General features: G+C 63.3%; 24 protein-coding genes. 15 read left to right on the top strand and 9 right to left on the bottom strand.

Annotation, left to right across the window (positions count from 1 at the left end; translation table 11 throughout):
* The first annotated feature begins 6 nt into the window (after window positions 1–6).
* From J5M73_RS24590 to hpaI, 7 genes are all read left to right on the top strand, one after another.
* Window positions 7–807, top strand: a complete 801-nt coding sequence (locus J5M73_RS24590; RefSeq protein ID WP_102863284.1) for a fumarylacetoacetate hydrolase family protein — start codon at window positions 7–9, stop codon at window positions 805–807.
* Window positions 808–2,268, top strand: a complete 1,461-nt coding sequence (hpaE, locus tag J5M73_RS24585) for a 5-carboxymethyl-2-hydroxymuconate semialdehyde dehydrogenase (RefSeq protein WP_102863283.1) — start codon at window positions 808–810, stop codon at window positions 2,266–2,268.
* A gap of 54 nt (window positions 2,269–2,322) precedes the next feature.
* On the top strand, window positions 2,323–3,174 hold the full coding sequence (hpaD, locus tag J5M73_RS24580) for a 3,4-dihydroxyphenylacetate 2,3-dioxygenase (RefSeq protein WP_102863282.1): 852 nt from the start codon (window positions 2,323–2,325) through the stop codon (window positions 3,172–3,174).
* A 135-nt stretch (window positions 3,175–3,309) separates the two neighbouring features.
* Window positions 3,310–3,699 carry a 5-carboxymethyl-2-hydroxymuconate Delta-isomerase gene (locus tag J5M73_RS24575; RefSeq protein ID WP_102863281.1) on the top strand — a complete coding sequence of 130 codons (390 nt, stop codon included), beginning with the start codon at window positions 3,310–3,312 and terminating at the stop codon, window positions 3,697–3,699.
* A 162-nt stretch (window positions 3,700–3,861) separates the two neighbouring features.
* Window positions 3,862–5,169 carry an MFS transporter gene (locus J5M73_RS24570; RefSeq protein ID WP_207816301.1) on the top strand — a complete coding sequence of 436 codons (1,308 nt, stop codon included), beginning with the start codon at window positions 3,862–3,864 and terminating at the stop codon, window positions 5,167–5,169.
* A gap of 2 nt (window positions 5,170–5,171) precedes the next feature.
* Complete coding sequence (gene hpaH / locus J5M73_RS24565; protein ID WP_102863279.1) at window positions 5,172–5,975, top strand: 2-oxo-hept-4-ene-1,7-dioate hydratase; 804 nt, start codon at window positions 5,172–5,174, stop codon at window positions 5,973–5,975.
* A 10-nt stretch (window positions 5,976–5,985) separates the two neighbouring features.
* Complete coding sequence (gene hpaI, locus J5M73_RS24560) at window positions 5,986–6,786, top strand: 4-hydroxy-2-oxoheptanedioate aldolase (RefSeq protein ID WP_207816300.1); 801 nt, start codon at window positions 5,986–5,988, stop codon at window positions 6,784–6,786.
* Window positions 6,787–7,262: 476 nt separating this feature from the next.
* Here the strand turns inward: hpaI and J5M73_RS24555 are convergent, their stop codons facing one another.
* Both J5M73_RS24555 and J5M73_RS24550 read right to left on the bottom strand, forming a co-directional pair.
* Window positions 7,263–8,405, bottom strand: coding sequence for a glycerate kinase (locus J5M73_RS24555; protein ID WP_102863276.1), 1,143 nt, complete (start codon window positions 8,403–8,405; stop codon window positions 7,263–7,265).
* Between the two features lie 257 nt (window positions 8,406–8,662).
* Entirely contained in the window at window positions 8,663–9,793 is a 1,131-nt protein-coding gene (locus J5M73_RS24550; protein WP_115580239.1) for a sugar diacid recognition domain-containing protein, read from the bottom strand.
* Between the two features lie 155 nt (window positions 9,794–9,948).
* Between J5M73_RS24550 and J5M73_RS24545 the strand changes: the two genes are divergently transcribed.
* Complete coding sequence (locus J5M73_RS24545; RefSeq protein ID WP_207816299.1) at window positions 9,949–11,259, top strand: MFS transporter; 1,311 nt, start codon at window positions 9,949–9,951, stop codon at window positions 11,257–11,259.
* Between the two features lie 77 nt (window positions 11,260–11,336).
* Here J5M73_RS24545 and J5M73_RS24540 read toward each other — a convergent pair whose 3' ends face one another.
* Window positions 11,337–11,747, bottom strand: a complete 411-nt coding sequence (locus tag J5M73_RS24540) for a hypothetical protein (RefSeq protein WP_102863273.1) — start codon at window positions 11,745–11,747, stop codon at window positions 11,337–11,339.
* Entirely contained in the window at window positions 11,744–12,475 is a 732-nt protein-coding gene (locus J5M73_RS24535) for an SDR family oxidoreductase (protein WP_115580240.1), read from the bottom strand. Before J5M73_RS24535 ends, J5M73_RS24540 begins: the two co-directional genes overlap by 4 nt.
* Window positions 12,476–12,575: 100 nt before the next feature.
* Here J5M73_RS24535 and J5M73_RS24530 point away from each other — a divergent pair, with 100 nt between their 5' ends.
* The 3 genes from J5M73_RS24530 to rarD all read left to right on the top strand — a co-directional run bounded on the left by J5M73_RS24530 (window position 12,576) and on the right by rarD (window position 15,778).
* Window positions 12,576–13,478, top strand: a complete 903-nt coding sequence (locus J5M73_RS24530) for a LysR family transcriptional regulator (RefSeq protein WP_102863271.1) — start codon at window positions 12,576–12,578, stop codon at window positions 13,476–13,478.
* Between the two features lie 203 nt (window positions 13,479–13,681).
* Window positions 13,682–14,695 (top strand): aldo/keto reductase, encoded by a 1,014-nt coding sequence (locus J5M73_RS24525; RefSeq protein ID WP_207816297.1) that lies wholly within the window; start codon window positions 13,682–13,684, stop codon window positions 14,693–14,695.
* Window positions 14,696–14,896: 201 nt separating this feature from the next.
* Window positions 14,897–15,778, top strand: coding sequence for an EamA family transporter RarD (rarD, locus tag J5M73_RS24520; protein WP_102863269.1), 882 nt, complete (start codon window positions 14,897–14,899; stop codon window positions 15,776–15,778).
* A 51-nt stretch (window positions 15,779–15,829) separates the two neighbouring features.
* Here rarD and hpaR read toward each other — a convergent pair whose 3' ends face one another.
* The 3 genes from hpaR to J5M73_RS24505 all read right to left on the bottom strand — a co-directional run bounded on the left by hpaR (window position 15,830) and on the right by J5M73_RS24505 (window position 18,666).
* A complete protein-coding gene (gene hpaR / locus J5M73_RS24515; protein WP_102863268.1) occupies window positions 15,830–16,252 on the bottom strand; it encodes a homoprotocatechuate degradation operon regulator HpaR in 423 nt (140 codons plus the stop codon).
* Window positions 16,253–16,381: 129 nt separating this feature from the next.
* The gene (gene hppD / locus J5M73_RS24510) at window positions 16,382–17,458 is read right to left on the bottom strand and encodes a 4-hydroxyphenylpyruvate dioxygenase (RefSeq protein WP_102863267.1); all 1,077 of its coding nucleotides are present in this window, start codon (window positions 17,456–17,458) and stop codon (window positions 16,382–16,384) included.
* Window positions 17,459–17,709: 251 nt separating this feature from the next.
* On the bottom strand, window positions 17,710–18,666 hold the full coding sequence (locus J5M73_RS24505) for a DMT family transporter (RefSeq protein ID WP_102863576.1): 957 nt from the start codon (window positions 18,664–18,666) through the stop codon (window positions 17,710–17,712).
* A gap of 85 nt (window positions 18,667–18,751) precedes the next feature.
* Here J5M73_RS24505 and J5M73_RS24500 point away from each other — a divergent pair, with 85 nt between their 5' ends.
* The 3 genes from J5M73_RS24500 (at window position 18,752) to J5M73_RS24490 (ending at window position 21,876) form a co-directional block, all read left to right on the top strand.
* On the top strand, window positions 18,752–19,645 hold the full coding sequence (locus J5M73_RS24500; RefSeq protein WP_102863266.1) for a LysR family transcriptional regulator: 894 nt from the start codon (window positions 18,752–18,754) through the stop codon (window positions 19,643–19,645).
* Window positions 19,646–19,726: 81 nt separating this feature from the next.
* Window positions 19,727–21,265, top strand: a complete 1,539-nt coding sequence (locus J5M73_RS24495) for an EAL domain-containing protein (protein ID WP_102863265.1) — start codon at window positions 19,727–19,729, stop codon at window positions 21,263–21,265.
* A 245-nt stretch (window positions 21,266–21,510) separates the two neighbouring features.
* Window positions 21,511–21,876 carry a histone-like nucleoid-structuring protein, MvaT/MvaU family gene (locus J5M73_RS24490; RefSeq protein WP_102863264.1) on the top strand — a complete coding sequence of 122 codons (366 nt, stop codon included), beginning with the start codon at window positions 21,511–21,513 and terminating at the stop codon, window positions 21,874–21,876.
* A 232-nt stretch (window positions 21,877–22,108) separates the two neighbouring features.
* Here the strand turns inward: J5M73_RS24490 and J5M73_RS24485 are convergent, their stop codons facing one another.
* On the bottom strand, window positions 22,109–22,591 hold the full coding sequence (locus J5M73_RS24485; RefSeq protein WP_240322092.1) for a DUF4946 domain-containing protein: 483 nt from the start codon (window positions 22,589–22,591) through the stop codon (window positions 22,109–22,111).
* A 244-nt stretch (window positions 22,592–22,835) separates the two neighbouring features.
* Between J5M73_RS24485 and gloA the strand changes: the two genes are divergently transcribed.
* Window positions 22,836–23,357 carry a lactoylglutathione lyase gene (gene gloA, locus J5M73_RS24480; protein ID WP_102863262.1) on the top strand — a complete coding sequence of 174 codons (522 nt, stop codon included), beginning with the start codon at window positions 22,836–22,838 and terminating at the stop codon, window positions 23,355–23,357.
* Between the two features lie 172 nt (window positions 23,358–23,529).
* Here gloA and ahpF read toward each other — a convergent pair whose 3' ends face one another.
* Complete coding sequence (ahpF, locus tag J5M73_RS24475) at window positions 23,530–25,095, bottom strand: alkyl hydroperoxide reductase subunit F (RefSeq protein ID WP_102863261.1); 1,566 nt, start codon at window positions 25,093–25,095, stop codon at window positions 23,530–23,532.
* Between the last annotated feature and the right edge of the window lie 71 nt (window positions 25,096–25,166).

The raw sequence follows: 25,166 nt of genomic DNA, 5'->3' as shown, positions 1-25,166 counted from the left end.
ACCGACATGAAACACGCGCGCATCCGCTATCAGGGCCAGGTCCACGACGCTCGGGTCACCGGCCCCAACACCCTGCAACTGGAGGACGGCCGGGTCCTGGCCGAAGACCAGGTGCAGTGGCTGCCACCGGCCACCGGCACCCTGTTCGCCCTGGGCCTGAACTACGCCGACCACGCCGCGGAGCTGGCCTTCACGCCGCCCACCGAGCCCCTGGTGTTCATCAAGTCGCCGGGCACCTACACCGGCCACAAGCAGGTGACCTGGCGCCCGGACAACGTCGCCTACATGCACTACGAGTGCGAGCTGGTGGCGGTGATCGGCAAGACCGCGCGCAACGTCAAGCGCGAGGACGCCCTGGACTACCTGGCCGGCTACACCCTGTGCAACGACTACGCGATCCGCGATTACCTGGAGAACTACTACCGGCCCAACCTGCGGGTGAAGAACCGCGACGCCACCACCCCGGTGGGCCCGTGGATCATCGACGCCGCCGAGGTGCCCGAGCCCAACAAGCTGACCCTGCGCACCTGGGTCAACGGCGAACTGCGCCAGCAAGGCAGCACCGCCGACATGATCTTCGACATCCCCTACCTGATCGAATACCTGTCCAGCTTCATGACCCTGCAACCGGGCGACATGATCGCCACCGGCACCCCCGAAGGCCTCAGCGATGTAGTGCCCGGCGATGAGGTGGTGGTGGAGATCGAAGGCATTGGCCGGCTGGTCAACCGTATCGTCAGCGAAAGCGAATTCTTCGCCCATCACGCCCACCCAGAGCCCACCGCCGTGGCCAAGGAGCACGCATAAATGATCAAGCACTGGATCAACGGCCGCGAAGTCGAAAGCCGTGAAGTGTTCACCAACTACAACCCCGCCACCGGCGAAGCCATTGGCGAGGTGGCCAGCGGCGGCGCCGAGGAAATCGCCCAGGCGGTAGCGGCGGCCAAGGACGCCTTTCCGAAATGGGCCAATACCCCGGCCAAGGAGCGGGCGCGATTGATGCGCCGCCTGGGTGCGCTGATCGAGGAGAACGTGCCGCACCTGGCAGAGCTGGAAACCCTGGACACCGGCCTGCCGATCCACCAGACCCGCAACGTGCTGATTCCCCGGGCCTCGCACAACTTCGACTTCTTCGCCGAGGTCTGCACCCGCATGGATGGCCACAGCTATCCGGTGGACGACCAGATGCTCAACTACACCCTGTACCAGCCGGTGGGCGTGTGCGCCCTGGTGTCGCCGTGGAACGTGCCGTTCATGACCGCCACCTGGAAGACCGCGCCCTGCCTGGCCCTGGGCAACACCGCGGTGCTGAAGATGAGTGAACTGTCGCCGCTGACCGCCAACGAGCTGGGCCGGCTGGCGGTGGAAGCCGGGATTCCCGCCGGGGTGCTGAACATCGTCCAGGGTTACGGCGCCACCGCCGGCGATGCCCTGGTGCGCCACCCGGACGTGCGGGCGATCTCCTTCACCGGCGGCACCGCCACCGGCAGGAAGATCATGCAGACCGCTGGCCTGAAGAAGTACTCCATGGAACTGGGGGGCAAGTCGCCGGTGCTGATCTTCGAGGACGCCGACCTGGAACGGGCCCTGGACGCCGCGCTGTTCACCATCTTTTCCCTGAACGGCGAACGCTGCACCGCCGGCAGCCGGATCTTCATCCAGGAAAGCGTCTACCCGCAGTTCGTCAAGGAGTTCGCCGCCCGGGCCAAGCGCCTGATCGTCGGTGACCCGCAGGACCCCAAGACCCAGGTCGGCTCGATGATCACCCAGGCCCACTACGACAAGGTCACCGGCTACATCCGCATCGGCCTGGAAGAAGGCGCGACCCTGCTGGCCGGCGGCCTGGAACGTCCGGCCAACCTGCCGGCGCACCTGGCCCGCGGGCAGTTCATCCAGCCCACGGTATTCGCCGACGTGGACAACCGGATGCGCATCGCCCAGGAAGAGATCTTCGGCCCGGTGGTGTGCCTGATCCCGTTCAAGGACGAGGCCCAGGCCCTGCAGCTGGCCAACGACACCGAGTACGGCCTGGCCTCCTACATCTGGACCCAGGACATCGGCAAGGCCCATCGCCTGGCCCGGGGTATCGAGGCCGGCATGGTGTTCATCAACAGCCAGAACGTCCGCGACCTGCGCCAGCCCTTCGGTGGCGTCAAGGGCTCGGGCACCGGCCGCGAAGGCGGCGAATACAGCTTCGAAGTGTTTGCCGAGATCAAGAACGTCTGCCTCTCCATGGGCAGCCATCACATCCCGCGCTGGGGCGTGTAAGGTTTACAACCGTCCCGGATCACGCCAACAAGAAGATGTTTCAGGAGAAGCACCATGGGCGAAGTCGTCATGGCCGCCAAGGTCTGCCACGTTCCATCGATGTACCTGTCCGAACTGCCGGGCAAGCACCACGGCTGCCGTGAGGCGGCCATTGCCGGGCACAAGGAAATTGCTCGCCGCGCCCGGGCGCTGGGGGCCGACACCGCGGTGGTGTTCGATGTGCACTGGCTGGTCAACAGCGGTTACCACATCAACTGTGGTGAAGCCTTCAACGGCACCTACACCAGCAACGAGCTGCCGCACTTCATCAAGAACATGACCTACGACTACCAGGGCTGCCCGGAGCTGGGGGAGCTGATCGCCGCCGAGGCCAACGCCGCCGACGTGCGCACCCTGGCCCACAACATCCCCAGCCTGGAGCTGGAGTACGGCACCCTGGTGCCCATGCGCTACATGCACATGGACGTGCCCGCCGCCGAGCATTTCAAGGTGGTGTCCATCGCCGCCTGGTGCGCCTGGCACAAGCTGGAGGACAGCTTCACCTTCGGCGCCGCCGTGCGCCGGGCGATTGAAAAGAGCGAGCGCAAGGTCCTGGTGCTGGCGTCCGGCTCGCTGTCCCACCGTTTCTCCAACGACCGCGAAGCCGAGGCCAACATCCACAACTGGACCCGGGAATTCGACAAGCAGGTGGACCAGCGGGTGGTGGAGCTGTGGCAGCAGGGTCGCTTTCGCGAGTTCTGCGCCATGCTCCCGGACTACGCCACCAGTTGCCATGGCGAAGGCGGCATGCACGACACGGCAATGCTCCTGGGGCTGCTGGGCGGGCCGGAACACCAGCGCCCGGCGGAGATCATCACGCCGCTGTTCGGCAGCTCCGGCACCGGCCAGATCAACGCCATCTTCTAGAAGCAGCGGCAAGTTCCAGCCACTCGCTGCAAGACACAATCGAACGCAGTGCCAAGCCACCAGCCTCAAGTCACAGGAGTCCGCTCTTGTGGCTTGCAGCTTGACGCTTGCCGCTGCCTCCCAAGGAGACTTCCCGTGCCGCATTTCATCGCTGAGTACACCGACAACATCGAACAGGCCGCCGATCTGCCAGGGCTGTTCAGCAAGGTTCATGACTACCTGGGCGCCACGGGCGTGTTTCCCCTTGGGGGCATTCGCAGCCGCGGGGTACGCCTGGACACCTGGCGCATGGCCGATGGCAAGCACGACTACGCCTTTGTCCATATGCGCCTGCAAGTGGGTGCCGGTCGTGACTTGGCCACCCGGCGCCAAGTGGCCGAGGGGCTGTTCGACATCATCAAGGCCCACTTCGCCACGCTGCAGGCCCAGCGCTTGCTGGCCCTGTCGTTCGAGATGAGCGAGCTGGAGGCCGAGCTGAACTTCAAGCACAACAACGTGCATGAGTTCCTGCGCGGACAGGCCTGAGCATTGTGCCGGCCCTTTCGCCGGCAAGCCGGCTCCTGCACAACGCCCATGCCACCCGTAGGAGCTGGCTTGCCAGAGAACAGGCCCGCAAGCCAGGCGCCAGCCCCTAGGCAGACTTCGCTGGCAAGCCGACCCACACAAGAACAATAACGAGATCTCCCCATGTCCCATCCCGCAATCGCCGAGGCTCCTGTGGCCGAGGTCAACGACTGCTATCGCAAGATCACCTGGCGGCTGATGCCGCTGTTGTTCGTCTGCTACATCTTCGCCCACCTGGACCGCATCAATATCGGCTTCGCCAAGTTGCAGATGACCCAGGACCTGGGCTTCAGCGACAGCGTCTACGGCCTCGGCGCCGGGCTGTTCTTCGTGGCCTACGCGCTGTTCGGGGTGCCCAGCAACCTGGCCCTGGAGCGGGTCGGGCCACGGCGCTGGATCGCCTTGCTGATGCTGGTCTGGGGCCTGCTGTCCAGTGCCCTGATGCTGGTCGACAGCGCCTGGGGCTTCTATGTGCTGCGCTTTCTGCTGGGGGTCGCCGAGGTGGGTTTCTTCCCCGGCATCCTGGTGCTGCTCAACCGCTGGTACCCGGCCAGCCGCCGCGGTCAGGTCACCGCGCTGTTCGCCATCGCCGTGCCCATGGCCGGAGTGATTGGCGGGCCCTTGTCGGGGTGGATTCTGGAAAGCTTCCACGACTTCGGCGGCCTACGCGGCTGGCAATGGATGTTCCTCATCGAAGGCTTGCCCGTGGTGTTGCTGGGTCTAGTGGTGCTCAAGGCCCTGCCGGAAAGCATCGAGCAGGTGAACTGGCTGACCCCGGCGCAGAAAACCCAGCTGTTGCAGGCGCTGCAACAGGAAGAACAGCGCAAGTCCATCAACCGCTTCAGCGACATCCTCACGGAGCGCCATGTCTGGCTGCTGGTGTGCATCTACTTCGCGGTGATGCTGGCGGTGAACACCATCGCCTTCTGGATGCCGACCCTGATCCACCACGCCGGCATCGCCCGGGACAGCAACGTCGGCCTGCTCAGCGCCCTGCCCTATCTGGCCGGTTGCCTGTTCATGCTCGGCGTTGGCCGTTCTTCGGACCGCCTGCGCGAGCGCCGCTGGCATTTGGCGATACCGCTATTGATGTCCAGCCTCGGCCTGACTCTCACCGGGCTGGCCCCGGGCGACCCGTGGCTGGTGATGTTCGGCCTGTTGGTGGCGGGCATGGGCGCCAGCGCCGCGCTGCCGATGTTCTGGCAGTTGCCGCCGGCCTTTCTCGCCAGCAGCACCCAGGCCGCGGGTATTGCCCTGATCAGTTCCTTCGGCAGTGTGGCCGCCTTCCTCGCGCCCTACCTGATCGGCGTGGTGCGCGACGCCACCCAAAGCGCCAGCCTCGCCCTCTATGCCCTGGCCCTGCTGATCGCCCTGGGCGCCTGGCTGGTGCTGCGGGTGCCAGCCCATATCGTCAACCCTCGGGAGAAATAACCATGCTCAGCCCTTCGGATATCCAAGAAGCCGCCGCGCGCCTCAATGCCGCCGAACGCAGCCGCGAACAGATCGGCCAGTTGTCCCTGCAATACCCCGACATCAGCATCGAGGATGCCTACGCCATCCAGCGCAGCTGGGTGGAGCAGAAGATCCGCGACGGCCGCAAGCTGGTGGGCCACAAGATCGGCCTGACGTCCCGGGCGATGCAGGTATCGTCGAACATCACCGAGCCGGATTTCGGCGCCTTGCTGGACGACATGCTGTTCGATGAAGGCACGGACATTCCCTTCCAGCGCTTTATCGTGCCGCGGGTCGAGGTGGAGCTGGCGTTCATCCTCGGCAAACCCCTGAAAGGCCCCCACTGCACGCTGTTCGATGTGCTGGACGCCACCGACTGGGTGATCCCGGCCCTGGAGATCATCGACGCGCGCATCCAGCAAGTGGACCCGCAGACCCAGGCCACGCGCAAGGTGTTCGACACCATTTCCGACAACGCCGCCAACGCCGGGGTGGTAATGGGCGGCCGCGCCGTGCGCCCAGGGGATGTGGACCTGCGCAAGGTGCCGGCGGTGCTCTACCGCAATGGCGTGATCGAGGAGTCCGGGGTGTCTGCCGCGGTACTCAACCACCCGGCCAAGGGCGTGGCCTGGCTGGCCAACAAGCTGGCGGCCTACGACGTCGGCCTGGAAGCCGGGCAGATCATTCTCGGCGGCTCCTTCACGCGCCCGGTGGCCGCCCGTCCCGGGGATGTCTTCCACGTGGACTACGATCAGTTGGGCAGCATTGCCTGCCGCTTTGTCTGAGGAGACAGCCATGGACATGCCTCTGAACCTGTTCAAACAACGACTGCAACACAGCGAACCGCAGATCGGCCTGTGGCTGGGGTTGGCCGACGGCTACTGCGCCGAGCTGGCGGCCAACGCCGGTTTCGACTGGCTGGTGCTGGACGGCGAACACGCGCCCAACGATCTGCGCAGCCTGCTGGCGCAGCTGCAGGCCATCGCGCCCTACGCAGCCCAGGGCATCATCCGCCCGCCCATTGGCGATACCGCGCTGATCAAGCAACTGCTGGACATCGGCACCCAGACCCTGCTGATTCCCATGGTGGAAAGCGCCGAACAGGCACGTCAGCTGGTGCGCGCCATGCACTATCCGCCGCTGGGGGTGCGCGGGGTCGGCAGCGCCCTGGCCCGGGCATCGCGCTGGAACAGCATCGCCGGCTACCTGGATCAGGCGGACGAGCAGATGTGCCTGCTGGTGCAGATCGAGAACCTCGAAGGCCTGCGCAACCTGGATGAGATTCTCGCGGTGGACGGAGTCGACGGCGTGTTTATCGGCCCGGCGGATCTGTCGGCGGCCATGGGCCAGCGCGGTAACCCCGGGCACCCCGAGGTGGTGGCCGCGATTGAAGACGCCATCGTGCGGATTCGTCAGGCGGGCAAGGCCGCGGGGATTCTCAGTGCCGATCAGCGTCTGGCCCGGCGCTGCATCGAACTGGGGGCGAATTTTGTTGCGGTGGGCGTAGATACCACGGTCCTGATGAAAGGCTTGCAGAGCCTGGCCGGCCAGTACAAGACCCTGGACACCCCTACCAGCGAAGGCGGGGTTTACTGACGAACGCTGGCTGGTAGCCTCTTCGCTGGCCAGCCAGCTCACTGTCCCCACTGCTTCAGGCCGGCCGCAAGGCCGCCGTCTGGCTCTTGATCTTGATCTTGATCTGAACGCCCCGTTAACCACGATGGCCGAACGCAGGCATTGAGCCGTGGGTAACCCGGCAGGGATGCCGGGTTAGCCGCCACCCGGCCATGGATGGCCGGTGGCGGCGGCCCACGGATCAATGCCGGAGTTCGGGCATGCCGAGCCCCAGCGAGGCACCGAGTGGAGGGGCAAAGCCCTTTGGTTACTTTGGGGCCCCAAAGTGACTCGCCGTAAGGGCGAAACCGCCAGCCGCCGCACCCGCGGAAATGGATATGTACCCCAAACCGCCACTGTAAGAGCGAAACCCTGAGCGGCCATTACCGCAGCAACGAATATGCCCACCACCCGCGCAGGTTAACGAACTTCGCTGGCCAGCCAGCTCCAGCGAGTATCTAGCGGGCGTTGCGGGCCAAGCGCCAGACGCGGGCGATGTCGGCGGCGCGTTCGCGCAGCAGGCGCGGGGCCTCGCGGCAGGCCTGCTCCAGGCTCATGGGGCCGCTGGTCAGGGCGAAGGCTGCGTCCACGCCGTGGGCGTACATCTGCTGGTAACCCTCGCCCAGGGTGCCGGCAATCACGATCACCGGAACGCCCTGCTCCCGGGCAATGCGCGCTACGCCAAAGGGGGTCTTGCCGCGCAGGGTCTGGGCGTCAAAGCGGCCCTCACCGGTAATCACCAGATTGGCACCGCGCATGGCCTGTTCCAGGCCCACCAGCTCCGCCACCACTTCCACCCCCGGGCGAAATTGCGCGCCGAGGAACGCCTTGGCGGCAAACCCCAGGCCGCCCGCCGCGCCGCTGCCGGGTTCGTCACGCAGGTCCTTGGGCAACACCTGGGCACACAGGTCGGCGAAGTGCCCCAGGGCCCGGTCCAGCGCTTGCACCTGTTGCGGCGAGGCACCTTTCTGCGGGCCGAAGATCGCCGAGGCACCGTGCTCGCCACACAGCGGGTTGTTGACGTCGGCGGCGATTTCAAAACGTACCTGGGCCAGACGCGGGTCCATGCCATCGAGCTCGATACCGGCCAGATCAGCCAGGGCCAGACCACCCCGGGGCAGTACCTGACCCTGGCGATCCAGCAATTTGAGACCCAGGGCTTGCAGGGCACCGGCGCCACCGTCGTTGGTGGCGCTGCCGCCGATGGCCAGGATGATGCGCTGGGCCCCGGCCTCCAGCGCGGCCAGGATCAGTTCCCCTGTACCGAAGGTGCTGCTGTTGCAGGCATCGCGCTGGTCCAGCGCCAGTAATTGCAGGCCGCTGGCCTCGGCCATTTCAATGATTGCCGTGTGGCTCTGGGGCAGCCAGCCCCAGCGGGCTTCGACCGTCGCCCCCAGCGGTCCCTGGACCCGATGGCTGCGCAGCTGCCCGTCACAAGCGGCGAGAATCGACTCCACCGTGCCCTCGCCGCCGTCGGCCATCGGGCATTGACGTAGCTCGGCGTCGGGCCAGACCTCGGCCAGCCCCAGGGCAATGGCCTGGGCCACGCCTGCGGCACTCAGGCTGTCCTTGAACGAGTCGGGGGCGATGATGATCTTCATGGGGTGTTCTCCGGTTCTTGTGCCGCCATGCTGCCACTTGGCGCAGGCGCTGGCCCCGGTCCGCTGCACAAGTCCGGGGGCGCTTTATTGTTCATTGCTACAACGGCGCAGCCTCGCCTAGCGTTGAAACCGCTGCCGCAGGCTGCGAACGGGCGCGGAGCGCTCGCGAGGGGCTTGAGGGCGACGCAGGTTTGACGGGAGATTGCCAGGCAAGGCCCTGCGGGCCTTTGCGCAGCCTCGCCATGGCTCGGCAGCGGCTACAGGGGATTGTGTTGAGCCGTGTTGGGGGGCAGCAATTGCACCCCCAGGTACAGGGCCAGCATGCCGTCCAGGCGCAAGGGGTCGACGCCGCTGAGTTCGGCAATCCGCTCCATGCGGTAGCGCAGGCTGTTGCGGTGGATGCCCAGGGCGTCGGCGCAGGCCTGGCTCTGGCCATCGTGGTCGCACCAGCTGCGCAAGGTCGCCAGCAACTGGCCGTTGCTGTCCTTGGCCAGCACCTTGCGCAACGGGGTCAGCAACTCGTCCAGGGCGTCGTCGTTGCGATGGCGCCAGAGCATCACCGGCAGACGGTAGCGGTTGAGGGTCAGCAGGCGCGAGTCCGGCAGCAGGTCGCGGCCGTAGGCCAACAGGTCGCCGACCCGACGATAGCAACGGCGCAATCCGGCCAGGCCATCGGCCTGCCCGCCCACGGCAACCCGCAGGATGTTCCAGCCCTGGCCGTCGAGTTTTTCCAGCAGGCGCGGGTTGTCCAGGCTGAAGTTCGCCGGGCGACACCAGAGCAGGGAGGTCTTTGACGAACTGACGCACCAGCTGTCCGGGTAGCGGCTCATCAGCCAGGTGCTGAGGGTCTCGACGCCCTGCCCCACGGGCTGCTCCGGTGCCAGTTCGAACAGGTAAGGGGTGCGCGCCAATTGCGGTTTGAGGCCCATCTGCCGAGCTTCATCCACCAGCCGTGGCGAGTCGCCGCTGTCGCTCAACAGCAGGGCCAGCAGATCGTCACAACGCTGGCGCCGCCATTGCTGTTCGGCCTGTTGGTGGCGCTGGCTCACCAGCATCTCGGCGGTCATGCGCACCAGTTCGGCGTAGGTGCGCAGCAACGCCGGATCGCCGGTGATGCCCAGCACGCCGATTAGCCGCTGGTCGTGCAGCAACGGCAGGTTGATCCCCGGCTGCACCCCCTTGAGCTGGCGTGCGGTGGGCTCGTCGATCTCCACCACCCGGCCGTTGGCCAGCACCAGTTGCGCGCCTTCGTGGCGGGTGTTGATGCGCTCCGGCTCGCCACTGCCCAGGATCAGACCCTGGCTGTCCATGACGTTGACGTTGTAGGGCAGGATGGCCATCGTGCGGTCGACGATGTCCTGTGCCAGGTCATGATCGAGTTCGAACATAGAGGGAAGGTCCTTGGACGTTGTTCAGTGGCACAGGGTCGGCGGCCAATCGCTGTGCGCCGGCACAAAGACAGCGACCTCGGTGTGACTGAGACTCTCGGGGCGGTCAACGTTACCCTTGCACCGCAAAAAATCATAATAAAGAGAGACACTCCATGTCACAGAGCGCCGCTGCCCCACTGGCCCAGGCTGACGACAAGCACGCCGTCTACAAGCGCATCACCCTGCGCCTGATCCCCTTCATCTTCGTTTGCTATCTGTTCAACTACCTCGACCGGGTCAACGTTGGCTTCGCCAAGTTGCAGATGCTCGATGCCCTGAAATTCAGTGAAACGGTCTACGGCCTGGGCGCCGGGATCTTCTTTATCGGTTACGTGCTGTGCGGCGTACCGAGCAACCTGGCGCTGAACCGGTTCGGCCCACGGCGCTGGATCGCGCTGATGATGATCACCTGGGGCACCCTGTCCACCTGCCTGCTGTTCGTCACCACGCCGACCCAGTTCTATACCTTGCGCCTGTTCACCGGAGCCGCCGAAGCCGGCTTCTTCCCCGGGGTGGTGCTGTACCTTTCACAGTGGTTCCCGACCTTCCGCCGGGGCCGGATCATGGCCCTGTTCATGTCGGCGATCCCGGTCTCAGGGTTGTTGGGCAGCCCGTTTTCCGGCTGGATTCTCAATCACTTCGCGGCCGGACAAGGCGGCCTCGCCGGCTGGCAGTGGATGTTCCTGCTGCAGGGCATTCCCACGGTGGTACTCGGCGCCCTGGCGTTCTTCCTGCTCAGCGACAGCTTCGCCCACGCCAAGTGGCTGACGCCGGCTGAACGCGCGGTGCTGGAGGCCGACCAGGCCGCGGACGCCGCCAACCAGCCGAAAACCACCAGCGATTCCCTGGCAGCCGTGTTCAAGAACCCGGCGATCTGGGCCTTCGGCCTGATCTATTTCTGCATCCAGAGCGGGGTCTACGCGATCAACTTCTGGCTGCCGTCGATCATCAAGAACCTGGGCTTTGCCGACAATCTGGTGATCGGCTGGCTGAGTGCGATTCCCTACCTGCTGGCGGCGGTGTTCATGCTGCTGGTGGGCCGTTCGGCGGACCTGCGCAAGGAGCGCCGCTGGCACCTTGTGGTGCCGATGCTGATGGGCGCCGTGGGCCTGCTGATCGCGGTGAACTTCGCCAGCACCCCGGCCCTGGCCATCCTCGGCCTGACCCTCGCCACCATGGGCGCCCTCACCGGCCTGCCGATGTTCTGGCCGGTGCCCACCGCCCTGCTCAGTGCCGGAGCCGCGGCCGGTGGCCTGGCGCTGATCAACTCCATGGGCCAGATGGCCGGCTTCCTCAGCCCTTACCTGGTCGGTTGGGTCAAGGACAGCACCGGCTCCACCGATGCCGCGCTGTACCTGCTGGCCGGGGTGATTGTCGGCGGTAGCCTGCTGGCCCTGCGCATGACCCGCACCCTGAACCGCTGAACCCCGGCAACACACCGCCCAGCAACGAAAAAAGCCCGTTCGAGCCTCTGCTCCAACGGGTTTTTTCATGGCCGGCCTCAGCTCGGGGCGCCACCGTGCCTGGCGTAGTCGTGGCTGATGCTCAATTCCCCCGCCGCCGGGGCATCCAGCTCCAGCACCAGGCCGCCGGGCAAGCGGACAAAGATCTGCCAGATGCCGTCTTCCGGGACCTGCGCCACCTGATGCTCCAGGCCACTGGCTTGCACTCGCCGTAACACGGCGTCGGCCGCCTCCTGGGTGCTGAAGGCAATATGGCTCAGTTGCGGCTCGGGGCTATCGGCCTGTTCGATGACGTGGACCAGCGCCTGCCGGTCCTGATACAGCCAGCGCCCGGGAAAGGGAAACGGGGGACGCCGTCCCGCTTGCAGGCCCAACAGATCGGCGAATGCCTGCTGCAACGCCTGGCCCTGGGCACAGTTGAACGCCAGGTGATCGAAGCGCCAGCTCATAGCAGGCCACCGCCATCGACGTCGATCAGGCTGCCGCTGATAAAGCCGTTCTCCATGGCCAGGATAAAGGCCGCGGCGATGTCATCCGGCTGGCCGACACGACCCACCGGCAGGCTGGCGGCGGTGCGGGTAAACATTGCTGCCCGGGCCTCCGCCGTCAGACCAGCATAGGCTTCGGTGGCAGTGACCCCAGGGCTGATGACATTCACCCGGCGTGGCGCCAGTTCCTTGGCCAGGTGCTTGCCCAGGGCTTCGAGAGCGGCATTGAGGGTGGTCTTGAGCACTTGTCCGGGAACCATTTTGCGTGACAGCAAACCTGAGGTCAGGCTGATGCTGCCTTGAGCCGCCAGATGGGGCAGCGCCGCCTGGACCGCGCGCCACACGCCCCAGAACTTCACCTCGAACGCCCGCTGGGCATCCAGCAGATCGGTGTCGGCCAGGGGCTTGGCGGTGATCGCCGGACCGGCACTGATCACCAGATGGTCAAAGGCGCCCACGGCGCTGAACAGATCACCGAGGCTGGCGGCGTCGGTGATGTCCACGGCGAGGCTGCGGGCCGAGGGCGGCAACTGCGCCTGCTGCCGTTGCAAGGCTTCGAGGCTGCGCCCGGCGAGTACCACCTTGGCCCCGCGTGCGGCCGCCTGACGGGCCACGGCAGCACCGATGCCGCTGCCGGCGCCAATCACCACCACGGTCTTGTGCTGCAAGCTTGGATTGGAAAGAGTCATTGCGATCCCCTGGGTCATGTAAAGGTGATTGCATCTTCACAGCTTGCCAATCGAGGAAAAATCCCGCTAAAACGCAAAGATCTTTAAAGGATTTTTACTAATGAGCTCAATCCTCGACCTGGAAATTTTCGTGCGCACGGCCGATTCCGGGAGCATTTCCGCCGCCGCCCGCTCCCTGGGCATGACGGCCGCTGCGGCCAGCATCGCCCTCAAGCGCCTGGAAACCCGCCTGGGCAGCCGCCTGCTGGCGCGCTCCACCCGCAGCATGCGCCTGACCGAAGAGGGGCGCCGCTACCTGGAAAGCGTGCGTCTGGCCCTGGCCACTCTGGAGGACGGTGAGCAGGCGCTCAAGCAGCAGAGCCAGGGCCTGGCCGGTGTGCTGCAACTGTCGGCGCCCTCGGATTTCGGACGCAACGCGCTGCTGCCCTGGCTTGACGAATTCAAGGCCGAGCACCCGCAACTGCGCCTGCAACTGCGGCTCAATGACCGCCACGCCGACCTGTTCCGCGACACCGTGGATGTGGCCCTGCGCTTTGGCGTGCCGGCGGACTCGAGCCTGGTGGCCCTGCCGATCCTCCCCGAACATCGTCGCCTGGTGTGCGCCAGCCCGGCTTACCTGGCCCGTTGCGGCACCCCGCAGTCCCCCGAAGACCTGTCGCACCACAGTGCCCTGCTCTACCTGCGTAACGGCCAACCCTATGACAGCTGGCGTTTCAGCCGTGGCGCCGAGACTCGCGAGGTGCCCGTGCGCGGCGACTACCTGTGCGACGACGGCGAAGTGGCCCGGCGCTGGGCCCTGGCCGGCCACGGCATTGTCTACAAGGCCCGGCTGGATGTGGCCGAGGATATCCGCGCCGGGCGCCTGGTGCCGCTGCTCGACGACTGGCAAGGGGAACGGGCGCCGTTCAATCTGCTGTGCCCCCATCGCCTGCAGGTTTCCGAGCGGGTGCGCCTGCTGCACAGCTTTGTGTTGCAGCGCTGTCGGGCGCTGTGCCCGTGTTGAGCGCCGGTCCGGGGGCGGCTGGCCGGCAAGCCGGCTCCTGCGCAATGTCCTTGCAGGCGATCTCATGGGCCTCTTTGCCGAAAGGCCGGCCCCGGCGAGGAGGCGCCATTCAGGCATTGCGCTAGCCCGGCGTTGTGGTATTTGATGGTCGCCCCCACGGCCGGAGATGCCCCGGCCACCCTTCTAGCACAAGGATTTCGCCCATGAGCTATCGCACCCTCGGCCATTCCGGTCTCAAGGTTTCCAGCCTGACCCTGGGCACCATGATGTTCGGCGAGCAGACCAGCACCGAAGACTCGCTGCGCATCATCGACAAGGCTTGGGACCAGGGGATCAACTTCATCGACACCGCGGACGTCTACACCCAGGGCCGCTCCGAGGAAATCGTCGGTGAAGCCATCGCCCGCCACCGCCATGAGTGGGTGCTGGCGTCCAAGGTCGGCTTCGGCCCGGCGGATGGCGTGCCCAACCGCAGCGGCCTGAGCCGCAAGCACATCTTCAACGGCATCGAGGCCAGCCTGACCCGCCTGGGCACCGACTACCTGGACATCTACTACCTGCACCGCGAGGACCACAACACTCCGCTGGAGGTGAGCCTCTCGGCCATCGGCGACCTGCTGCGCCAGGGCAAGATCCGCTACTGGGGCCTGTCCAACTACCGAGGCTGGCGGATTGCCGAGGCCATTCGCGTAGCCGACCAGTTGGGGGTGGACCGCCCGGTCATCAGCCAGCCGCTGTACAACATCGTCAACCGCCAGGCCGAGGCCGAGCAGATCACCGCGGCCAAGGCCTATGGCCTGGGCGTGGTGCCTTACAGCCCACTGGCCCGTGGCGTGCTCAGTGGCAAGTACGCGCCGGACACGGCCCCGGACAGCAGCAGCCGCGCCGGACGCCAGGACAAGCGCATCCTGGAAACCGAGTGGCGGGTGGAATCCCTGCGCATCGCCCAGCAGATCCAGGCCTACACCCAGGACCGCGGGATCGGTATCGTCGAGTTCGCCATCGCCTGGGTGCTGAACAACCAGGCGGTGAGTTCAGCGATTGTCGGTCCGCGTACCGAAGCCCAGTGGGACGCCTACACCCGGGCCCTTGAGGTGAAGATCAGCCCAGAGGATGAAGCCTTCATCGACGCCCTGGTGACCCCGGGGCACGCCTCGACGCCAGGCTTCAACGATGTGAGTCATTTCGTCTCCGGTCGTTTTCCGCACCTGGGCTGAACGCTGCCGGTGGCGGCGCAAAGGCGCGCGCCACCGGCCTTGGGCTCAGCAGGCTCGGCGGCACTGTGGCCATAAACGAGAAAAAATCCCGCCACGATGGCGCAATCAGAGCAAAAAACTCGCGCCTGACCCTCTATATTCCCCCTCGCTTCTCCCCCCTATTTCTATGTGTCCCGAGCGTTCGGGTATTACGAGGACAGTGTGTCTAAAGGAATTGCCTTATCGGTCCTGGCGTCGGTGCTGTTTGCCGTCATGTATTTCTACACCTCCCTGCTGACGCCCCTGACCGGGGTGGAGATTTTCGGCTGGCGGATGCTGCTGACCCTGCCCTGCATGACCCTGTTCATGATCTTCAGCGGCGAGTGGCACCGGGTCGGCCAAGTGCTGCGCCAGGTGGCAGGCAAACCGCTGCTGAGCCTGGTGTTGCTGCTGTCGTCGGCCCTGGTGGGGGTGCAGCTCTGGCTGTTCATGTGGGCGCCGCTCAACGGCTACAGCCTGGATGTGTCACTGGGGTACTTCCTGCTGCCGCTGACCATGGTCCTGACCGGACGCATCGTGTATGGCGAGCGTCTGTCGCGCCTGCAGAAAGTGGCCACGCTGCTGGCCTGCCTCGGGGTGCTCAACGAGTTGTATCAAGTGGGCAGTTTTTCCTGGGCGACCCTGGTGGTGGCCGTGGGCTACCCGGTGTATTTCGTCCTGCGGCGGCGCCTGGGCACCGATCATCTGGGTGGCCTGTGGCTGGACATGGCGCTGTTGATCCCGGTGGCACTGTGGTTTGTGCAAGGCGGCGAACAGGGATTTGCCGTGGTGGACAGCCATCCCGGCCTGTACCTGCTGATTCCTCTGCTGGGGGTGATCAGCGCCTCGGCGCTGGCGTGCTACGTCATCGCCAGTCGCTTGCTGGCCTTCAGCCTGTTCGGCCTGCTCAGCTATGTGGAGCCGGTGTTGCTGCTGTTTGTCGCCCTGCTGCTGGGGGAAAGCATCAAGGCCGGGGAATGGCTGACTTACATCCCGGTCTGGCTGGCGGTGCTGGTGCTGGTGCTCGAAGGGGTCAGGCACCTGCTGCGCCAGCGCCGCAACTGATCGACGCGCCCGCATGGGCCTGGGCAGCCCAGGTTCGGGCGCCGTTGGGGATCAGGGCTTGATCTGCTTGAGCTCATTGAGCAGGGCCAGCAAGGCCTGCATCTTGTCCTCGCCAAATTGCTGCTGGATTTTCTGGTAGTTGATTTCCATGTCGCCGCTCATGGATTCGAAACAGGCCTGGCCCTTGTCGGTCAGGGTGATGAACAGGCGGCGCTGGTCCTCTGGGGATTTGCGACGGCTGACGTACTCGTCACGCTCCAGGCGGGTCAGCACGCCGGTCATGCTCGGTGGCAGGATGCAGGCCATCTTTGCCAGTTGGTGGCTCTCCAGCTCGCCGTTCTGGCGCAGGATGCGGATCACCCGCCACTGCTGTTCGGTCAGGTCGTGCTGGTTCAGCGAGGGGCGGAAAAAGGCCATGGCGGCCTCACGGGCCTGCAACAGGGTCAAGGTCAGGGACGGTCTGGGTGTGTTCATCGAGGCATCGGTCAAGGGCTGGGAAACAAAGGCGGAAACATTAACACATTCACTATCGCCAACCGACAGGCAATATAAAGCCCGATCAGGCATGGCCTGATCGGGCTCTGTGTTCAAGCCTGCCGAGGGTTACTCGGTGGCCAGTACCCCGCGACGCACCTGGTCGCGTTCGATCGATTCGAACAGTGCCTTGAAGTTGCCCTCGCCGAAACCATCGTCGCCTTTACGCTGGATGAATTCGAAGAATACCGGCCCCATCAGGGTTTCCGAGAAGATCTGCAGCAGCAGGCGCTTGTCACCGGCTTCCGAGGAGCCGTCCAGCAGGATGCCGCGGGACTGCAACTCATTGACCGGCTCGCCGTGGTTCGGCAGGCGGCCTTCGAGCATCTCGTAGTAGGTTGCTGGCGGCGCGGTCATGAAGCGCATGCCGATCTTCTTCAGCGCGTCCCAGGTCTTCACCAGATCGTCGGTGAGGAAGGCCACGTGCTGGATGCCCTCGCCATTGAACTGCATCAGGAACTCTTCGATCTGCCCGGCGCCCTTGGACGATTCCTCGTTCAATGGGATACGGATCATGCCATCCGGAGCGGTCATGGCCTTGGAGGTCAGGCCGGTGTATTCGCCCTTGATGTCGAAGTAACGGATCTCGCGGAAGTTGAACAGCTTCTCGTAGAAGCCGGCCCAATAGGCCATGCGCCCGCGATACACGTTGTGGGTCAGGTGGTCGATGATCTTCAGGCCGGCACCCGGTGGGTTGCGGTCCACGCCTTCGAGGAACACGAAGTCGATGTCATAGATCGAGCTGCCTTCACCGAAACGGTCGATCAGGTACAACGGCGCGCCGCCAATGCCCTTGATTGCCGGCAGGTTCAACTCCATCGGCCCGGTTTCAATGTGGATCGGCTGGGCGCCCAGTTCCAGGGCACGCTTGTAGGCCTTTTGCGAATCCTTGACCCGGAACGCCATGCCGCATACCGACGGGCCGTGTTCAGCGGCGAAGTACGAGGCAACGCTGTGGGGTTCGTTGTTGAGGATCAGGTTGATCGCACCCTGGCGGTACAGATGCACGTCTTTTGAACGATGGGTCGCGACTTTGGTGAAACCCATGATCTCGAAGATCGGTTCGAGGGTATTGGGGGTAGGCGATGCGAATTCGATGAATTCAAAGCCCATCAGGCCCATTGGGTTTTCGAAGATATCTGCCATGGTTGGCGCCTCATCATATTTTTAGAATTAACGGATCGTTAGTTGCTATCAATGCTGAGGAAAGAAGGCGGTGCGCAGGAGATGCCCCGCACGCTGCGGGCGAGGAAGTCACCGTAGATCAGTTGAAACCCGAGAATCTTCATTTCGACCCTGTCTTACAGGCTGGGGGACGAGGCTTCTGCTGCCAGAAGACTTTATTATTGTATGCGTAACCGGATTCTACACAGCGTAAAAGCCTTTGTCCGCATTCTCTATAAAATCGCCTTTTTCGCCTGGCCCGCAAGGGGTTTGTTGCACTGGTAGATGCCGCCGAGAATCAACACCCCGCCCATTCCCATCACCAGGCTCAGTTGCTCTCCCAGCAACAGTGCGCCCAGCAGGACTGCCGTCAGCGGGTTGAGGGCAATGAATACTCCGGAGCGGGTGGCACCGATGCGTCGCAGGCCTTCGTAGTACCAGATATAGGCCAGCGCGGAACCCAGGACGCCCAGGTACAGCAGGCTCAAGCCCTGGCTCAGGTCCAGGCGGACAATGGCATGCAGGTCGAACTCACCCCGGGCCAGGGTTGCAGCCCACAGCATCAGGGTTCCCATCAGGATCGAATAGGTAACGGTCTGCAACGGGCCAAGGTGCTGATTGAGACCTTTGGAACACAGCGAGTACACCCCCCAACCCAGGACGCAGCCGAGTATCAGCAGGTCGCCATACCAGCCCCCTGCCCCGGCAGCCAGGGCCGAAGGATCGCGACTGCAGATCACCAGGGCCGCGCCACTCAGGCACGACAGGATGCCCAACAACTTGCGCCGGCTCAGGCGTTCCTTGAACAGTGCCCAGGACGCCAGGGCAATCACCGCAGGATTGAGCGCCACGATCAGGGACGCCCGCGAGGCGTTGACCTGTTGCAGGCCGAGGAAGAAGCACAGGTTGTAGAAGAAGATGCCGAAGAACCCCAGGAGCGCCAGTTGGCCGAGCTGCTTGAGGCTGGGTCTGACCAGGGCAATGCGCGCCACCGCCATGAAGCCAAGCAGGGCCAGGCTGGCGAGCAAGAAGCGCAGACTGGCAGCCAGCCAGGGGGAAAGCCCGCCGGCCAGGTAACGCCCGGCGACGAAGGTGCCGCCCCAGATCATGGTCACTGCCACCAGTTTGCAATAGACCGACAGGTCTGCGTGATCGGCCGCCAGGGCGCCGCTAATACTGCTTTCACTCATGATCATGCTGCTCTGTGGTCGTGGATTTGTGCTCTGAGGTCATTCTTTGTCTAATGGCTCATCATCGTAAAATGAGCTTTTACTCATGACCCTGACCCAATTGGAGATCTTCTCCCGGGTGGCCGAACTGGCGGGTTTTACCAGCGCCGCCACGCGCCTGGGCATCACCCAGTCGGCCGTGTCCCACGCCATCAAGTCCCTGGAACAGGAACTGGGGGTCGAGTTGTTCCGCCGCCATCAGGCCCAGGTCGAGCTCACCGATATTGGTGGCCAACTGTTGCTGCGGGCCCGGGCCATGCTGGGGCTGGCGGCGACCTTGGAACAGGAGGCCGCCGATGCTCGGGGCATGAAGCGCGGCACCTTGCGCATCGGCTCCTTTGGCCCCACCTCCTCCATGCGCCTGTTGCCATCCATTCTCGAGGAGTACCGGCGCGAGCATCCGGGGATCGAGGTGCATATCGACGAGGGGCCGGATCGCCAGGTGCTGCAATGGCTGGAGGAGCGACGGGTCGACGTCGGCTTCGTGGTGTTGCCCGAGGAGCGTTTCGATACCTTCGCCCTGATCGAGGACCAGTTGATGGCGCTGATTCCCGCAGGCCATGCCCTGGCCCGGGAGCAAGAGATCCGCCTCGAACAGCTGTGTCACGATCCCTTCGTGCTGACCGAAGCCGGCTCGGCCGAGCTGGTTACGCGCTTGTTCATCGGCGCCGGCCTGAGCCCCAACATCCGCTACCGCAGTTCGCAACTGCTCAGCACCCTGGAAACCGTGGCCCGGGGTGACGCCTTGAGCATTCTGGCCGAGCTGTCCTTGCCCCCGACTGCGGACGCCCGCTATGGGAGCAAGCCCCTGTCGCCGCCGGTGCGGCGCCAAGTGGGGATCGCCGTGCTCGATCGGCGCCAGGCATCGCCGGCGACACTGGCCTTCATCCAGCATGCGCAACGTCTGTATCGTCATCCAAAGCCGTCTATCCTGCGATGATCCAGACAATGTCAGGAGGCTGCCGCCACCGCTGCGGCAGCCAGACGCTGGCCCGCCCCTCCTCCGCCACAGGTTCGATCCATGCCCCTGACCGCCAAAGGTCCGCTCAAGCGTTCTACCCGCAGACTCTGGACAGTGTTGGCGATTGTGCTTCCCATCGGACTGGGGGCCGTCATTTTCTACGCCCAGGCCGAACGAGCGCTGGTGCGCAGCAGCCTGGAAACCGCCGAGGAAGCCATCCGCCAGTTCGACCTGATGCTGGACAACACCGATATTGCCGCCAGGGCGCTGCTGCCCCAGGCAGGCCTGGAGTGCGACGAGGTACGGCAACTGGCCCTGAGGAACCAAGTGACTCGCCGACCATTCGTGCGCTCGACCAACCTGGTGTGGCGCAACAACAACTATTGCAGTTCATTGCTGGGCAGCTATCCGGTGCCCCTCGATCCCCGGGATTACGTTGACGGCCGGCTCTGGCTCATGAGTGGCAATCCCGTCACCCCCAACACCGCGCTGCTGATCTACCGCTTGAGTGAGGGGGAGCGCTCGGCCCTGGCGACCATCGACGGTTATCACCTGACCAACGCCCTGCGCCTGATCAGCCGCTTCGCTCATTTGCGGCTGCAGGTGGGCGAGCATTGGCTGTCCAGTGATGGCGGGGTCCACGACGGCGCACCGCCACTGGCAGCAGTGGCCCCCCTGCATCTGAGTTCATCGCGTTATCCCTACAGCGTCAGTACAGGATTTCCCGAGGGGGACATCTGGAAATACATGAAAAGCCAGTACCCGGCGTTGTTCAGCCTGCTGGTCTTTCTCGGTGCCGGCGCCGGTGTCCTGGCCCACTGGTTGCAGAAGCGCTCCGCCTCTCCCAGCCATGAATTGCGCCGGGCACTGGAAGCCCGGGAGTTCATCCCATACTTTCAGCCGGTGGTGCGCGGTGACACGCTGCAATGGGCCGGCATTGAAGTGCTGATGCGCTGGCAACATCCGCGAGAGGGACTCGTGCGTCCGGACCTGTTCATCCCTTTCGCCGAACATTCCGGGCTGATCGTGCCCATGACCCGTTCGCTGATGCAGCAGACGATGCAGGTGCTGGCCCCCCACGCCGCTGGCTTCACCGACGGTTTTCATATCGGCATCAACATCACTGCCAGTCACTGCCATGACTTGCAGTTGCTGGAGGACTGCCGGGAGTTTCTCGCCGCCTTCCCTCCCGGCAAGGTGATCCTGGTGCTGGAGTTGACCGAACGCGAACTGATCGAGCCCACAGCCACCACCCAGCAGCTGTTTGCCGCTCTGCACGAACTCGGGGTAATGATCGCCATCGACGACTTCGGCACCGGGCATTCCAGCCTGGGTTATCTGCGTCAGTTCAATGTCGATTACTTGAAGATCGATCAAAGCTTTGTCGCCATGATCGGTGCCGACGCACTGTCGCTGCATATACTCGACAGCATTATTCAACTCTCGACCAAACTCGATCTGGGCATCGTCGCCGAAGGTATTGAAACTGCCGAGCAGCGGGATTACCTGGCGGCTCAAGGCGTGGATTTCCTGCAGGGTTATTTATTTGGGCGCCCCATGCCCAGTGCGGAATTTGTTGCGGCCCTGGCGCGCCATTAAATAGCCATACCAGAACATTAAGTGCTCGACTACGGCAACTCGGGATACGCACCAATTTGATTCAATTGGCAAATACAGGCTTGAACAAGAACAACCTGATTTACTCTCGCGCCATTAACTACTACAATTTTTCCCGCCTGTACAAGATTCACAGGTAGGCCACTTAATCGAGCCTTAACCGGCTTATGGCTTATAGCTTTGTTTGTGGTTTGTATCAGCCAAAATAGACTATTGGAGTGAAGATATTGTCCAGACTTGCTGAATTTCGTGCTGCAGAAAAAGCACTTCAAGAACAGCTCGCGCAGCTTGAATCCCTGAAGAACGACGCCGGACTCAAAAAGGAAATCGAGTTCGAAGAGAAACTTCAGGCCCTGATGAAATCCTACGACAAGAGTTTGCGTGACATTATCGCAATCCTTGATCCCAACCTGGGCAAAAGCGGCCTGCCACAAGCCAACGCCCCTAAACAGCGCCGCGCACGTGTGGTGAAGGTCTATCAGAACCCGCACACCGGTGAACTGATTGAAACCAAGGGCGGCAATCATCGCGGCCTGAAAGCCTGGAAAGAACAGTACGGTGCTGCCACTGTGGATTCCTGGCTGCGCGCTTGAACAAAGCCGCCACCTGAAAAAGGCCCTGCATATGCAGGGCCTTTTACATTGACAAGAATATTCTTATTACGACTTGAATCTAAGGGAAGATCCAGCCCAACCGATGGCAATCAGCCATCTCGCGATAGGCTTTGCTATAAAGCCAGCCCCCAAAGCAACTAGTCGCTTAATGCCTTTCTCGAAAACGAACTCGCTACACGCGAAAAGCAAACCGACTGTTTCAGATTTTTCCTTAAAGTTTGAGGCTATTTCGTACAGCCAGTATCTGATCCTGACTATCGGCATAAGCCGCCGCCTGACCGGCGTATGAAAGTACATAAGCCTTATCCTCATCCAGTGCCGCCACCAGTGTTTGCGACAACACATGTCGCCCATTCTGGGTAATGGTACAAGTGGTCTCCAGAGCGTCCAGACGACTCAACTGTGCAGCATGAATCTTGTTACAGACACTCTGATATCCACTGCGGGCAAAGTCTTTCTGCACTGACTTGCGCATCTCCAGCAATACCCCTTGAAGATTGACTACATGCCCGCGTTCCACCTGGGTCATGGTCAACTCCATGACCAGTTGCGGATTGCCCGCGGCATCATTCTTCACCGCCCGCTGCCGGGAAACCTGCGCAGCCTGATCCGCCTCCTGGACCGGCACTGGCTCCACAGTCCAGCCCTCGGGCCAGGCAACCTCCGGTTGCGCCTGGACAACGCCCGCAAACATCAACAGTAAAACGGCCACAGCCTGGGCTCTAAGCGACTCGATCATGGATTGGCACACTAAAGAAACGGGCCTTGAAGTCTGAGCCCGGCGCCAGGAATGGGCAATAGATCAGGAGCTTTGGGTTTGGCGCCATCCTGTCCAGTTGCGTATCATTGCCCGCTTCCAAGGATGTCCGAACCATTGCCAGACAAGGACTTCCCCGCCCTCGCGGGCAGCCTTTGCCGCACTTTCTTCTGGAGGGCCCATGAGCCTCAACGAACTCAACACTTTCCCTGGCGTGACCGCCCAACCGGACGCAGCCACTGCTCGTTTCGTCTTCAACCACACCATGCTGCGGGTCAAGGACATCACTCGCTCCCTGGACTTCTACACTCGGGTCCTGGGCTTTTCCCTGGTGGAAAAACGTGATTTCCCCGAAGCCGAATTCAGCCTGTACTTCCTCGCACTGGTGGACAAGTCGCAGATTCCGGCCGACGCTGCGGCCCGTACCGAATGGATGAAGTCGATCCCCGGGATTCTCGAGCTGACCCACAACCACGGCACCGAGAACGATCCGGATTTCGCCTACCACAACGGCAACACCGACCCGCGTGGCTTCGGCCATATCTGCATCTCGGTACCGGATATTGTCGCTGCCTGCGAACGTTTCGAGACCCTGGGCTGCGACTTTCAGAAGCGCCTGAATGATGGCCGCATGAAGAGCCTGGCCTTCATCAAGGACCCCGATGGCTACTGGGTCGAGATCATCCAGCCAGCGCCGCTGTAACCCGATGCAGGTGCAGAGCCGGCCTGTGTAGGAACTGGATTGCCAGCGAACGCATCCGCAAGGACTGCGCCAGGCCCAACAGCCTCTTCACTGGCAAGCCGGCGCCGACCCAGGCAGCCATAAAAAAACCCCATGAGCCAGGCTCATGGGGTTTTGTTTGTTCAGCGGCCGATCAAGCCGGTGCTGATGTGCGGATCAAGTGATCGAATGCACTGAGGGAAGCCTTGGCGCCCTCACCCACCGCAATCACGATCTGCTTGTAGGGCACGGTGGTCACGTCTCCGGCAGCAAATACGCCGGGCAGCGAAGTCTCGCCACGGGCATCGACGATGATCTCGCCACGAGGCGACAGTTCTACCGAGCCCTTGAGCCAGTCGGTGTTGGGCAGCAGGCCGATCTGCACAAAGATGCCTTCCAGGTCCACCGTGTGGAATTCACCCGAATCGCGATCCTTGTAGGCCAGGCCGGTGACCTTCTGCCCATCACCCTTCACTTCACTGGTCAGGGCACTGGTGATGACCTTGACGTTGGGCAGGCTGTACAGCTTGCGCTGCAACACGGCATCGGCCCGCAGCTTGCTGTCGAACTCCAGCAAGGTGACATGGCTGACGATACCCGCCAGGTCGATAGCCGCTTCGACGCCGGAGTTACCGCCACCAATCACCGCCACCCGTTTGCCTTTGAACAGCGGACCATCGCAGTGCGGGCAGAAACACACGCCCTTGGCCTTGTACTCCTGCTCACCCGGCACACCCATTTCACGCCAACGGGCACCTGTCGCCAGGATCACCGACTTGGCCTTCAAGCTGGCGCCGCTTTCAAACTGAATCTCATGCAGGCCGCCCACTTCCTTGGCCGGCACCAGGGCACTGGCTCGCTGCAGGTTCATGATGTCGACGTCGTATTGCTTGACGTGCTCTTCCAGTGCCGCGGCCAGTTTTGGCCCTTCGGTCTCTTTCACCGAAACAAAGTTCTCGATGGCCATGGTGTCCAGTACCTGGCCGCCGAAGCGCTCGGCCGCGACCCCGGTACGAATGCCTTTACGAGCGGCGTAGATGGCTGCCGAAGCACCGGCGGGACCGCCGCCGACCACCAGCACATCAAAGGCCTCTTTGGCGTTGAGCTTCTGCGCTTGCTTCTCTACCGCACCGCTGTCGAGCTTGGCGAGGATCTCTTCCAGCCCCATGCGGCCCTGACCGAAGTTCACGCCATTGAGGTAGACACTGGGCACCGCCATGACCTTGCGCTCATCGACTTCGGCCTGGAACAGCGCGCCGTCGATCGCCACATGACGGATGTTCGGGTTGAGGACCGCCATCAGGTTCAAGGCCTGGACCACGTCCGGGCAGTTCTGGCAGGACAGCGAGAAGTAGGTTTCGAAGTTGAACTCGCCTTTGAGCGAGCGAATCTGCTCGATCACTTCAGCACTGGCTTTCGACGGATGGCCGCCCACTTGCAGCAGGGCCAGCACCAGGGAAGTGAATTCGTGGCCCATCGGAATACCGGCGAAACGCAGGCTGATATCGCCTCCCGGGCGATTCAACGTGAACGACGGCTTGCGCCCATCGGTACCGTTGTCGAGCAACGTAATCTGGTTGGAAAGACTGACAATGTCTTTGAGTAACGCGAGCATTTCCTGGGATTTCGCACCGTCGTCGAGGGAGGCGACGATCTCGATCGGCTGGGTGACCCGTTCCAGGTATGACTTCAACTGAGCTTTAAGATTGGCGTCCAACATACGGGCGATTTCCATGTTCTGAATAAAGAGATGGTTCGGTAAAAAAAACGCCCGAGCGAATCTCGCCCGGG

This window comes from Pseudomonas sp. 50_B (assembly GCF_017491625.1).
GTDB lineage: Bacteria > Pseudomonadota > Gammaproteobacteria > Pseudomonadales > Pseudomonadaceae > Aquipseudomonas > Aquipseudomonas danubii.
The sequence above is the reverse complement of the archived record's forward strand: the minus strand, read 5'-3'. Positions and strand labels throughout refer to the sequence as shown.